Source organism: Sphingomonas sp. J344 (assembly GCF_024700005.1).
Taxonomy (GTDB): Bacteria; Pseudomonadota; Alphaproteobacteria; order Sphingomonadales; family Sphingomonadaceae; genus Sphingomonas.
In genome coordinates this window covers 1,245,430-1,258,132 of sequence record NZ_JAJONB010000001.1, presented here as the reverse complement: position 1 = coordinate 1,258,132, position 12,703 = coordinate 1,245,430, and the positions used below count along the sequence as shown (strand labels likewise).

General features: G+C 65.2%; 7 protein-coding genes, 1 tRNA gene and 4 pseudogenes. 5 read left to right on the top strand and 7 right to left on the bottom strand.

The window, feature by feature from the left end; all coding sequences use genetic code 11:
* Positions 1-9: 9 nt before the first annotated feature.
* From pheT to rpmI, 5 genes and pseudogenes are all read right to left on the bottom strand, one after another.
* Positions 10-2,420 (bottom strand): annotated as a pseudogene (pheT, locus tag LRS12_RS06365) (phenylalanine--tRNA ligase subunit beta).
* 10 nt (positions 2,421-2,430) lie between these two features.
* Positions 2,431-3,504 (bottom strand): annotated as a pseudogene (gene pheS / locus LRS12_RS06360) (phenylalanine--tRNA ligase subunit alpha); the annotation flags it as partial.
* A 51-nt stretch (positions 3,505-3,555) separates the two neighbouring features.
* Positions 3,556-4,176, bottom strand: a complete 621-nt coding sequence (locus tag LRS12_RS06355) for a LysE family translocator (RefSeq protein ID WP_257843827.1) — start codon at positions 4,174-4,176, stop codon at positions 3,556-3,558.
* 83 nt (positions 4,177-4,259) lie between these two features.
* The gene (rplT, locus tag LRS12_RS06350; RefSeq protein ID WP_145848216.1) at positions 4,260-4,625 is read right to left on the bottom strand and encodes a 50S ribosomal protein L20; all 366 of its coding nucleotides are present in this window, start codon (positions 4,623-4,625) and stop codon (positions 4,260-4,262) included.
* 13 nt (positions 4,626-4,638) lie between these two features.
* Positions 4,639-4,842 carry a 50S ribosomal protein L35 gene (rpmI, locus tag LRS12_RS06345; RefSeq protein ID WP_066581118.1) on the bottom strand — a complete coding sequence of 68 codons (204 nt, stop codon included), beginning with the start codon at positions 4,840-4,842 and terminating at the stop codon, positions 4,639-4,641.
* A gap of 158 nt (positions 4,843-5,000) precedes the next feature.
* Between rpmI and LRS12_RS06340 the strand changes: the two are divergent.
* A pseudogene (locus LRS12_RS06340) lies at positions 5,001-7,182 on the top strand (AsmA family protein).
* 3 nt (positions 7,183-7,185) lie between these two features.
* Here the strand turns inward: LRS12_RS06340 and LRS12_RS06335 are convergent.
* Together LRS12_RS06335 and LRS12_RS06330 are read right to left on the bottom strand one after the other, a co-directional pair.
* A pseudogene (locus tag LRS12_RS06335) lies at positions 7,186-7,922 on the bottom strand (inositol monophosphatase family protein).
* 115 nt (positions 7,923-8,037) lie between these two features.
* Positions 8,038-8,808: a DUF1134 domain-containing protein gene (locus LRS12_RS06330; RefSeq protein ID WP_257843826.1), complete on the bottom strand. Its 771-nt coding sequence runs from the start codon at positions 8,806-8,808 to the stop codon at positions 8,038-8,040.
* A 155-nt stretch (positions 8,809-8,963) separates the two neighbouring features.
* On the opposite strand from LRS12_RS06330, the gene LRS12_RS06325 reads away from it, so the two are divergent.
* The 4 genes from LRS12_RS06325 to LRS12_RS06315 all read left to right on the top strand — a co-directional run bounded on the left by LRS12_RS06325 (position 8,964) and on the right by LRS12_RS06315 (position 12,404).
* Positions 8,964-9,053: transfer RNA gene (locus LRS12_RS06325), tRNA-Ser, on the top strand.
* Between the two features lie 86 nt (positions 9,054-9,139).
* Positions 9,140-9,988 carry an Arm DNA-binding domain-containing protein gene (locus LRS12_RS19940; protein ID WP_308222978.1) on the top strand — a complete coding sequence of 283 codons (849 nt, stop codon included), beginning with the start codon at positions 9,140-9,142 and terminating at the stop codon, positions 9,986-9,988.
* Complete coding sequence (locus LRS12_RS19935; RefSeq protein ID WP_308223036.1) at positions 9,919-10,392, top strand: site-specific integrase; 474 nt, start codon at positions 9,919-9,921, stop codon at positions 10,390-10,392. Before LRS12_RS19940 ends, LRS12_RS19935 begins: the two co-directional genes overlap by 70 nt.
* 338 nt (positions 10,393-10,730) lie before the next feature.
* A complete protein-coding gene (locus LRS12_RS06315; protein ID WP_257843825.1) occupies positions 10,731-12,404 on the top strand; it encodes a hypothetical protein in 1,674 nt (557 codons plus the stop codon).
* The last annotated feature ends 299 nt before the right edge of the window (positions 12,405-12,703 follow it).

Here is a 12,703-nt window from a genome sequence, read left to right as displayed (position 1 = left end):
GGGCAAGGTTCAGCCGCGCAGGCTCGCGCCCAGCTTTGCTGCCGCCGCGACGACCTTGTCGGCCACCGCCTTGATCTCCGCGTCGGTGAAGCTCTTTTCGCCCGGTTGCAGCGTCACTTCGACCGCGAGGCTCTTCTTGCCGTCCTCGACGCCCGCGCCGGTGAACAGGTCGAACAGGCGGGCGTCGGTGATGCTGGCTTTGTCCGCACCCTTGACCGCGCGGACCAGATCGCCCGCCGCCAGCGTGCTCGGCACGATGAACGCGAAATCGCGCGTCACCGCCTGCAACGCCGGGGGCGTGTAGGCCGGACGGGCGAAGCCGGTCGCGCGCTTGGTCGGGATCGCGTCGAGGAACATCTCGACCGCGGCGACCGGGCCGTCGAGGTCGAAGCGCTTGGTCAGGCTCGGGTGGAGCATGCCGAATGCGGCGAGCACTGTCTTCGGACCCAGCCGCAGCGTCGCCGACTGGCCGGGATGCCAGGCCGCACCCGCTTCGCCCATCACCTGAAGGTTGCCGACCGGCGCGCCGGCGGCTTCGAGCAGTGCCAGTGCCTCACCCTTGGCATCGAACGCGCCGAAGGGCTGCGCCTTGCCGTTCGCCCAGCCGCGCGGGCTGCGGTCGCCCGTGAGCAGGACGGTGAGCGTCAGCTTCTCGCCATCGGCCAGATAGCGGCGGCCGAGTTCGAACAGGCGCACGCTCGTCGCGCCGCGCTTCACATTGCGCGCCGCCGCCATCATCAGGCCGGGCAGCAGCGAGGGGCGCATGACCTTCAGGTCTTCGCTGATCGGGTTGGCGAGCGTCCATGCGCCGCCACCGACCGCTTGCGCCTCGCTCTCGGAGATGAAGCTCCACGTCACCGCTTCGTTGAGGCCGCGTGCGGCGGCGGTGCGGCGGATGCGGCGTTCCAGCTTCTGCTCGGGCGTCGCGGTCGGCTTGGCGACGCCGGGCGCGCGGGGAGGGGGGTGGAGGGGACCTTGTCGATCCCCTCGATCCGGATCACTTCCTCGACCAGATCGGCGGGGCCGTCGACGTCGCGCCGCCAACTGGGGGCGGTGACGCGGAAGCCGTCGCACGCGTCGTCCAGCTCACACGGGTCGCCATTGGCGTCGAGCGGCTGGACGGTGAAGCCCAGCGATTCGAGGATGTCGCGCTGCCGCTCTGCCGGGATCGCCATGCCACCCAGCGTCTCGGCGAGACGCGGGTCATAGCCGGTGGTGATGCCGACTTTCGGCACCGTGCCCGCGCGCGTCACTTCGCTCGCGGTTCCGCCGCAGATCTGCGTCACCAGCCGCGCGGCGATGGCGATGCCGTCGTCAAGGAACTCGGGATCGACGCCGCGCTCGAACCGGGTGCGGGCGTCCGAAGTGAGCAGCAGCTTCTGCCCCGCTCGCGCAATCGCCTCCGGCTCGAAATAGGCGCATTCGATCACGACGTCGGTGGTCGTTTCCGACACGCCGGTGTCCTCGCCGCCCATGATCCCACCGATATCGTGGACGCCATTATCGTCCGCGATCACCGTGATCGTCTCGTCGAGCGTGTAGGTCTTTTCGTTGAGCGCCAGCACCTGCTCGCCCGGCTTTGCCTTGCGCACGGTCAGCGCACCGCTGAGCTTCGCCTTGTCATAGACGTGGAGCGGGCGGCCGAGGTCAATCATCACATAGTTGGTGATGTCGACCAGCGCGCTGATCGGGCGCTGGCCGATCGCCTTCAACCGGCGCTGCATCCAGTCGGGCGCGGCACTGTTAGTGACGCCACTGACGGTCTGGCCGAAATAGGCAGGGCAGCCTTCGGGTGCCTCGATCCGCACCTCCGGCCCCGGCCCACTGGCGGGAACCGGGGTGGCGTCGAGCGGCTTCAACGTGCCGAGACCCGCAGCGGCAAGGTCGCGGGCAATGCCACGTACGCCCATGCAATCCTGACGGTTGGGCGTGATCGACACGTCGATCACCGGATCGTCGAGCCCGGCATAATCCGGGAACGCCGTGCCGACCGGCGCATCCTCGGGCAGTTCGATGATGCCGTCATGATCGTCGCCCAGCTCCAGCTCGCGGCTGGAACACATCATGCCGTTCGATTCGACGCCGCGCACCGCCGCGACCTTCAGCACCATGCCGTTGGCGGGCACCGTTGCGCCGGGCAGGCCGAGCACGCCGACGAGGCCAGCGCGGGCATTGGGCGCGCCGCACACGATCTGCAGCGGCGCGCCGTCTCCGGCATCGACGGTCAGCACCTGCAGCTTGTCGGCCTGCGGATGCCGCTCGGCGGTCAGCACGCGCGCGACCTTGAACGCGGCCAGCGCCGCGCCGGGATTCTCCACGCCCTCGACCTCATGCCCGATGCGGTTCAGGGCATCGAGGACGTCGGTCAGCGAGGCATCGGTGTCGAGATGCTCCTTGAGCCAGCTCAGCGTGAACTTCATGCGCCAACTCCCCCGACAGCGTGGGCACGTCGAGTGCCGAGAAGCCGTAATGCTTCAGCCAGCGCAGGTCGCCGTCGAAGAATGCGCGCAAATCGTCCATCCCATATTTGAGCATCGCGAGGCGATCGACCCCGGTGCCGAAGGCAAAGCCCTGCCATTCATCCGGGTCCAGCCCGCATGCCTCGATCACCCGGCGGTGGACCATGCCGCTGCCCAGCACCTCCATCCAGCCGCCGCCCTCGGCATCGCCGCTGCCGCCGATCACGCGCTTGCCGTTGATCCAGGTGAAGCCGACATCGACCTCCGCGCTCGGCTCGGTGAATGGGAAATAGCTCGGGCGCAGACGCAGCACGATGTCGTCACGCTCGAAATAGGCCTTGAGAAAGGTCTCCAGCGTCCATTTGAGGTGGCCGAGCGTGATCCCCTTGTCGATCACCAGCCCCTCGATCTGGTGGAACATCGGCGTGTGGGTCGCGTCGCTGTCGCTGCGATAGACGCGGCCCGGCGCGATGATGCGGATCGGCGGCGTCTGGCTGGTCATGGTGCGGATCTGCACGGGGCTGGTGTGCGTGCGCAGCACCATGGGCCGCTCATGCTCGCCGGCGAGGTAGAAGGTGTCGTGCATCGCGCGCGCCGGATGCGTCTCCGGAATGTTGAGCGCGGTGAAATTGTGCCAGTCGTCCTCGATCTCCGGCCCGGTCGCGACGGCAAAGCCCATATCAGCGAAGATTTCGGCGAGCTCGTCCATCACCTGGCTGATCGGGTGGACGGTGCCGGCGGGCACGCTATCGACCGGCAGCGTCATGTCGAGCGTCTCGCTGGCGAGCTTCGCCTCGAGCGCCGCGGATTCGAGCGTCGCCTTCCGCACCGCGATCGCCTCGGTCACCACTTCGCGCAGGCCGTGAATGCGCGGGCCGGTCTCCTGCCGCTCTTCCGGTGACATCCCGCCGAGTGTCTTGAGCAGGCCCGTGACGGCACCCTGCTTGCCCAGCGCATGCACGCGCACGGCCTCCAGCGCGTCGACGCCGGCAGCCGCGTCGATCGCGGCGAGAAGGTCGGCCTTGAGTTGGTCGAGATCGGTCATCGAATTTCCGTTCATTGGTCTATTGGCCCGAACCGCAGACGGGCGCGAAGGTCAAGCCCGACTGCCCAGCAAAGCGATGCCGAACGCGACGAACACGCCGCCGGTCACCCGGTTGAACAGCCGCTGACGGTTGGCAGGCGCGAGCCAGGCGGACAGCGACCGCCCGCCCAACGCGTACATGCTGAACCAGAATGCCTCGATCGCGGCAAAGCTGACGATCAGGGTTGCGAGCTGTGGCGCGAACGGCGCGTTGGTGTCGATAAACTGCGGGAATAGCGCGGCGGCGAAGATGATCAGCTTGGGATTAGAAAATCCGGTGCCGAGCCCGGCCCCGAACATTGCGGGGAGGGAAGGCGGGGCAGGCTTCTCCGCGTCGGCATCGCCGCCGACCGGCGCCCGCCACGCCTTGATCCCCAGCCACACCAGATAGCCGACCCCGGCATAGCGCAGCGCATCGAACAGCACCGGTGACGCCTTGAGCAGCGCGCCCAGTCCGGCGGCTGAGGCGAGCAGACAGACGAGGTTCGCGGTCATCAGCCCCGCCATCGACGCAACCGACCGGCGCGCGCCGTGATGGATGCTCTGCACCATGACGTGAAGCATGTTCGGCCCCGGCGTCGCGGAGATCAGGAACACGGCGGTGACATAGAGCCACCAGGTCTGGAGCGTCATCGGTCGAACCCTCTCGGGGGACAAGAAAAAGGGCGCCGGTGGATGTCCACCGGCGCCCCATATTCGGTCGCTACAGGCTTGCCTCAGGCGGCCTGGGGCAGAGCCGCCTTCGCCTGCGCGATGATGGCGGTAAACGCCTCACCTTCGTGCATCGCGATGTCGGCCAGGACCTTCCGGTCCAGTTCGATACCGGCGAGCTTCAGCCCGTGCATGAACTGCGAATAGGTCAGGCCCTCGGCGCGGACGCCGGCGTTGATGCGCTGAATCCAGAGAGCCCGGAAGCTGCGCTTCTTAACCTTGCGGTCGCGATAGGCGTATTGGCCGGCCTTTTCGACGGCCTGGCGCGCGATGCGGATGGTGTTCTTGCGACGGCCATAATAGCCCTTCGCCTGATCCAGAATCCGCTTGTGCTTCGCCTTGGTGGTTACACCACGTTTGACACGTGCCATGGTCTGCTACTCCTTACTTGAGGCCGTAGGGCGCCCAGAGGCGCACATGGCCGGCATCAGCTTCGGACAGGACCGACGTGCCGCGGTTGGTGCGAATATATTTCGCGTTATGGCTGCTCAGGCGGTGACGCTTGCCGGCGACGCCGTGCTTCACCTTGCCCGTCGCGGTGAATTTGAAGCGCTTCTTCACACCGCTCTTGGTCTTCATCTTGGGCATTTCCGTCTCCTTTTACGCGCGACGATCACGAACAGCCCCGGCAGCCCTTGTTAGCCGGGCGGTTCCCCTGAATCGCGGAAAGGCGGGCCAGTAGCGAGGAACGGTGGGAAAAGCAAGGTTCGGAACTGAATTGGTATCCTGAGTCTTTTCACGCTGTCATGGCCGACCGGGACGCCCCGATCGTCACGGCGGATGCCGAGCCTGTCGATCCGCCCGAGACGTCCGAACCCGCCGCCACTCAGAGCGGTGGGGATGACGATCTGCCCGTTGAGCAGCGCCGCTGGCCACGCTGGATGGTCATCACCGTGCGCGTCATCGGCGGTGTCCTGCTGGCGTTGTTCATCGCCTGGGCGATTCTCTACATCACCAAGGGCCGGTTCCTGAAGGGGACGTTCGAGCGGATCGTGAGCAGCCAGACCGGGCGCGAGGTGCGCGTCGCGGGCGATTTCCAGTTCTATTTCAACCCGATCAACCTCAAATATGTCTCCGAAGAGCTGACCGTCTCCAACCCGATATGGGTGGGGGAAGGCAATTTCTTCGCGGCCAAGCGTATCGAACTCAATGTCGCCACCTTCAGCTTTCTGTGGGGTGGCCGGCGTATCAACGTGCTGGACCTTCAGAGCGGTGCGGTCGACCTGCGTTGGGACGAAGCCGGACGGCGCAACACATGGACGTTCAGCGAGGAGAAGGGCGAGCCGCTCGACATTCCGCTGATCCGCCGCGCAATCGTCGCCGAAAGCAAGCTCAGCTACCGCGACCCCAAGATGGCGCTGTCCGCCGATATCACGATCGAGACGGTCCAGGCGACTGACGACCGGTTCGACGAGGCGATTCGCTTCCGCGGCACCGGGATGGCGCGCCGCACGCCGTTCACCCTGTGGGGCGCATTGCTTTCACCCAACGCCACGGTTGCGGGCGGCCAGAATCAGCTCGCGCTACGAGTAGAGGGCGCGCAGACCCGCGCAGACATCACCGGAACCCTGCCCGAAGCGACGCAGATCGAGGGAGCCGACCTTAAGGTCGATGTGCGCGGCGGCAACCTCGCCGATCTGTTCAGCGTTGCCGGGGTCGCGGTGCCCGATACCCGCACCTATCGCCTGCGCTCGGCATTGACCAAGGCGGGCGACGAATGGCGCTTCACCGGACTGCGCGGCACGTTCGGCGACAGCGACTTGGGTGGACGGCTGACCGTCCGCATGGGCGAACCGCGCATCTTACTCGACGCCGAACTTGCCACACGCACGCTCGATATCGTCGATGTCGGCCCGTTCATCGGCTACAGCCCAGGAGCGTCGGCTGCGGGCGCGGTGACGCGGATGGAAGGCGGACGCCCGCATATCCTGCCCGATGCTCCGCTGCGGATCGAGGCGCTGCGCAATTTCGACGCCAGGCTCAACTGGAAGGTTGCGCGCGTCCGGGCAGAGCAACTGCCACTCAGCAACGTGACGCTCGGCCTGACGCTCGACGACCGGCTGCTCACCCTCTCTCCGCTGAACTTCGCGATGGCGCGTGGCACAGTGTCTTCGGACATCAAGATCAACGCGCGCAATCCGGCGGTTCTCACCGACTATGATATCCGCCTGTCGCCGACGCCCATCGGGGTGCTGCTCAAGGGATTTGGGGTCGAGGAATCGGGGACAAGCGGTACGCTGTCGGCGCGCGTCAAGATGACCGGGACGGGCGACAGCGTGCGCAAGTCGCTGGCCGCCTCCAACGGCCGCATCGCGGTTATCCTGCCGCGTGGCAGCTTCTGGACGCGCAACATCCAGCTGTCCGAACTCGATATCGGCACGTTCATTCAGAAGATGTTCGAGGGGAAGCTGAAGGAACCTGTCCAGATCAATTGCGGCTTGATCGCCTTTACGGTGCAGCGCGGGATCGCGGCGGCGGACCCGATCCTGATCGACACGCAAAAGAACGTCATGCTCGGCCGCGGCGGCTTCAGTTTCCGCAACGAAACGCTCGACCTCGCCTTCCGCGCCGATTCTGAAGAAGTTCAGCCTGTTCGCCGGCCAGTCGCCGGTCGGGATCGGCGGCTACTTCGCGCAGCCCAAGATCGACGTGATCACCCCCGAACTGCTCGGGCGTGCCGGAGCCGGTCTCGGCCTAGGCGTGGCAGCCAGTCCGCTGGCGGGCATTCTGGCATTCGTCGATGTCGGCGATGCCAAGAGCGCGGCGTGCGGCCCGGTCCTTGCCGGTGCGACGGCCAAGGCCCAGCGCGACACCAAGGGCCGCCCGCGCGACGATGTCGGCAAGGGGACGACCGCCAAGTCCGAGGACGGCTCACGCACCAGGGCCGAGCGCAAGGAGCAGCGGAAGAAGTTTCTGGGGATTTTCTAGGGATTAGTGACCCCGACAGGCGAGCGCCTCGACGATTTCCTCGATCCGCGCGGGGTCGCCCGCCGCGATCACCTCGCCATTGCTCCCGGCGTGCAGCGGGTCGCCCTGCCAGTCGCACATGCGCCCGCCCGCGCCCTCGACCACCGGGACCAGGGCGGCGAAATCGTGGAGCTTCAGCCCCGCCTCGATCACCAGGTCGAGATGGCCCGATGCGACCAGCCCATAATTATAGCAGTCGCCGCCCAGTACGGTGCTCAGCACCGCCGCGTCGACATGCTCGAACGCATGGAGCTGGCCGTCGGTGAACAGGGCGGGGAGGTGGTGGCGAGCAGCGCCTTGGACAGCTCGCGGCACGCACGCGTTTCTGCGAGCTTGCCGTTGAACAAGGTGGTGCGCCCGGTGACGCCCAGCCAGCGTTCGCCGATGATCGGCTGGTCGATGATTCCCAGCACCGGCCAGCCATCCTCCAGCAACGCGATCAGCGTACCGAAGATCGGTCGCCCGACGATGAAGCTGCGCGTCCCGTCGATGGGGTCGAGCACCCAGGTTCGCCCGCTGCTGCCCTCACGTTCCTCCTCTTCCTCGCCGATGATCGCGTCCATCGGCCGTTCGGCAATGATCAGCCGCCGCATCGCCGCCTCCGCCGCCTTGTCGGCGAGGGTTACCGGCGAGGCGTCATCCTTGGACTCCAGCCCATGTTCGGCGCGGAAATAGAGGGCGGATCGCCGCGCCCGCCGCATCGGCGAGGCGCTGGGCGAGATCGATATCGGCTTGGGATACTGGCATGCGCCCCGCCTAGCGGGGAAGGGTGCGGGCTTCAAGTGCCGCACCCGGTTCAGCGTCGCTGAGCCGAACCTAAAACGGCAGCCAGCGCCGCTTTTCGCTGAACTTCATGTATCCGACGTTGGCGCCCGCGCGCCATCCGACGCCCAGCCGTACCGGGATCAGCACCACGTCGCCACGGCGCAGATAGCTGGCCGAAAAGCCGCCGACGAAATAGAGCCGCCCCTCGCCCGCCGGGAAGCGCTTGTAGAGCTCCTGGCTGTCGTAGAGATTGTACACCAGCACGAACACCTTGTTGGCGTCGCCACCGATGTCGAAACCGACCGACGGTCCCGTCCAATAGACATCGCGCTCGCCCTCGACCGCATGAACCATCGTGCCCGATCCGTAGCGCAGTCCGACGACCACCGCGCCCGATCCTTCCGACCCGGCGATATAGGCGTTGGGTTGGCCCTGATCCTTCAGGATATCCTCGATCAGCGCGGCGAGGCCCGTCGCCCCCTTGCCGAACACGCCTTCCGCTGCAGAGACGAGGCGCACCTGGTCGAATGTGGTCGGGGCTTCCGGCTTTTGCAGCTCCGACTGGGCCTGGGCAGCCGGGGGCACCGTGGGTGCCGGTGGCGGCACCTGCCCCTGCGCTGGCGGGGCCTCATCGGGTGCGCCGGGATCGACAGGCTCGTCCTGCGGCGTGGGCTGGGCGGGGATCGCGGTCTGCGGCCGGTCGAGATCGGCGTCGATCGCGGTGTCCGGATCGACCTTCTGGATGCTCTGCGCCAGCGCGGGCGCAACCGCCAGCGATGGCAGCGCGAACGCCATCCCGATCCAGAGCATCAACCGTCGCATATGAACCCTCCCGCAGCGTCGCACTTACCTCCTGCCATGACCGGGCGGCAATGAACCGGCGATGACCCGAGTCGATTTCGCGCCCAGCCGCCGCAAATCCGCCCATTGATCGCGTGGCAGACGCTCGCTATAGCCCCCGCTCGCCGCAGGCATCCGGAGACGTGGGTGAGTGGCTGAAACCAACGCTTTGCTAAAGCGTCGTACGGGGAACCGTACCGAGGGTTCGAATCCCTCCGTCTCCGCCATTTTGGACCTTTTTAGGGTCGTCGCGAACCCCAAAAATTGCTAAAAACTCCCGGAAATCAGCGGTTTTTTGGTCCCGCTGAGTTCCATGCTGTCCCATGCGTTCCTGATCGAAGTGTGGGGTAAAGTGTGGGGTAAATCGGAGTGGGACGCGATGGGAAAGCTCACAGCGGCCAAGGTTCGGTCATTGTCCGAGCCCGGCAAATATTCCGACGGCGACGGTCTGTTTCTGCAGGTGAATGGGAAGGACTCGGCGCGATGGGTGCTGCGCATCCAGGCCGATGGGCGTCGGCGGGATATCGGGCTTGGATCTTTGAAGGCGGTTTCGCTCGCTGATGCCCGTGAGGCGGCATTCACAATGCGCCGCAAAATCGCTCAGGGAATCGACCCGGTAGCAGAGCGTAAGCTCGAGCGGGTGACGATCCCGACGTTCCGCGAGGCTGCGATCATGGTTCATGAGGAGCACTGCGCCGCCTGGAAGAACGGCAAGCACCAGCAGCAGTGGATTTCGACGCTGGAGTCCTATGTATTTCCGGCGTTCGGCGATCGACCGGTCAACGAGATCGAAGGACCGGCCATTCGCGACGTTCTCGCCCCAATCTGGTTGAGCAAGCCGGAGACGGCGCGTCGCGTGCGCCAGCGGATCGCTACGGTACTCGACTGGGCGTGCGCTAAAGGGTTCAGGAGAACCGAAGCGCCGATGCGGTCGATCGCGAAGGGGCTGCCGCGCCAACCCAAGAAGGATCGGCACTTTGCCGCGATGCCATATGCTGATGTGCCTGCATTCATCGAGAGATTGCGGGAGCGGGAGTCGGTTGGCCGGGTTGCCCTTGAGGCGCTGATCCTGACCGCTGCACGGTCAGGGAGATCCGCGGTGCATGCTGGTCGGAGCTCGATCTCAAAAACCGCATCTGGTCGGTCCCCGCCGAGCGCATGAAGATGGGGCGGACCCATCTTGTGCCTTTGTCGGACGAAGCGGTCGCTGTGTTCGAGCGGGCAAAGGCATTCAAGGTTGGGGCGAGCGATCTCGTGTTTCCGGGGCAGAATGTGAAACGACCGCTCTCCGACATGACGCTGTTGAAAATTCTGCGCGACATGGAGCTTGGCGTCACCGTCCACGGCTTCCGGTCGGCTTTTCGCGACTGGGTCGCGGACAAGACCGATTACCCCGGCGAGGTGGCCGAAGCTGCGCTGGCGCATGCGGTGTCCAACAAGGTCGAGGCTGCGTATCGGCGGACCGATTTCCTCGACAAGCGCCGATTTCTCATGGCCGATTGGGGCGCATTTATCTGTGAGCGTGAGGCTACAAGAAACTATATGGGCGGGGAAGCAGACACTTGAGCGTCATAGCCTGAGCTACCTTAGCTCAGGAGTCTTCATTGTCTGCTACTTTGCGTCCCAAGCCTGTCCGTCGTGTATGCCCTACGACATCTAGCGCTGCAGTTGTATCGCCGACTCTCACTCGACGCGGGCCAAAGCCGCGCCCCATAGTTGAGTTCCCCGAACCTCTGACCACCGACTGGATCGATCCACCCTCTTTTCCTGAAGCCTTCGCGCTCCAGCTAAAGCGGCACGGCGATAGCTGCCATCATCTGCACCGAGCGGTGTGTCGGCCCGGCGAGACATTCGACCGCAAGACATTTCAGCAATGGGCAGCGGGCGCAAAACTACCGAGCGCCGTGCAGAGCTTCGAGATGCTGGCGCGGGTCGAGCACCGCTACCGACTGCAACCGGGCTATTTTCGTGGAAAGCTCGCAAACACCGGGCGGGCCATTGCTGGCCACAAGTTCGCGACGATGCCCACAGCGGAGCGTCGTCGCCTAGCGTGGCACTTGCCGGAAGACTTCGACCAGCGCCCGCAAGCGGAGCGCGCGGAGATCCTTCACTGGATCCGATCAGTGATCATCTCCGGCTCGACCGACTATCGCCGCTTTCAAGCAGAGGCGATGAAGGTTCGCTTTTCGCTGCGCTTCCCTGACTTTTTACCCTCGGCGTCGTCGCTGGAAACGGACACCGGAGGGCAGGTTGCAGGCGATGGGGTGCGCCCCGCCCCGCCAGGGCTTGTGATGGAGATGAGTGACCTCATTCGGTTCAAGACCGCGACGCTCACGCAGATCGGCGTCAAGCGCTCTGGCGTATGGGGCGAAGAGACGGTTACCCAGAAAATTGAGCATTTCGGTCTTATGTTCGGGGCACTTGCTGGCGACCCGGAACGACCGGTTTTGGGCCTTGGTGTACCGCTGCAAAGCCTGACCATGGCGCTATTGATCTTCCCCGCCTTCTGGGACTGGTACCTGCAATGGCGCGAGGCGCGGCGCGGCTTCTACACGTCGTGGGAGGTCAACATGCTGGCGCTCGGGATGGCGTTTAGTCGCCGCGAGACTGGATGGATTCGTCAGAGCGAATGGCTAGCGGAGAGATTGACACCCATTCCCGGTCTGATTTCGCAGGAGGACATTGCGTACGCGCGGCGCGACTGGAATGGGGCGTGCGATCGTATTTATGACCATGCCCTGGCACGGTCGAAAGAGCTGGCACGAGTGGTGCGCATCCATCGTGACCCGTTCGAGCCGATCCTCACGATACTGGAGGATGACAGCCCGGTCGGAGCCTATCGGCGGATTGCCGACGAAATCATCGCACGCATGCCCGACGAGCGGCGGTATCCACGTCCCGCGGCCGAAGCGATGCGCGGGTTTCTGATGCTTCGGCTGGGGTTGCATTTGGGGGTTCGGCAAAAGAATCTGCGGCAGCTAATGGTCTGCCCCCGTGGCCAGACGCCGCGATCCGAGCGGCAACTCGAGCATTTGCGTCGCGGTGAATTGCGCTGGAGTTCGCGCGATCAGGCGTGGGAGGTTCTGATCCCGTCGGTGGCGTTCAAGAACGCCAATTCCTCATTTTTTGGAAAGCAGCCCTTTCGGTTGACCTTGCCCGATCTCGACGGGCTGTACGCCAGGATCGACGCCTATATCGGGTGCTACCGCCCATTGTTGCTGGGAGAAGCCGAAGATCCGGAAACGTTCTTCGTGAAAACGGTCAAGCGAACCAGCCGCGACGCGTCCTATGATCAGAATACATTCTACGAAGCCTGGCGGTTGGTGATCCAGCGCTACGGAATCTTCAATCCCTATACCGGGCGTGGCGCGATCAAGGGTCTGCTCCCGCATGGCCCTCACAATGTTCGCGACGTGCTGGCGACCCACATCCTGAAAAAGACCGGCTCCTATGAACAGGCCAGCTATGCGATTCAGGATACGCCCGAGATGGTCGCTCAGCATTATGGACGGTTCCTGCCGCAGGATAAGGCCGCCATCGCTGCACGTGTTCTCAATCAGGTTTGGGAGGGCGCCTAGCGCTGCCTGAGGCAGTACGCGGGTTCGAATGAGCGTACACTGGCGGCTTCCTGCGGAACCGCCAGAGGCCGCGTAGTTGGTGTGCCGCGTGGCACACTCGATCCGACCGGAGGGCGCGGCGGCGGCCGGCGCACAGCTGCGCGCGCACGCCGCCGCGACGGCCGTCCGGCTTCAAGAGTGCGTGTTTGGTGGGCTCCTGGCGGAGCGGCAAGCGCTTGGCGCTTGAGGATGCTGCGGTCAGCGCTTCGCGCTGGCGTTGTTGGTCTCGGCCGCGGCCAAGGGGGTGGGCGTCGCTGCCT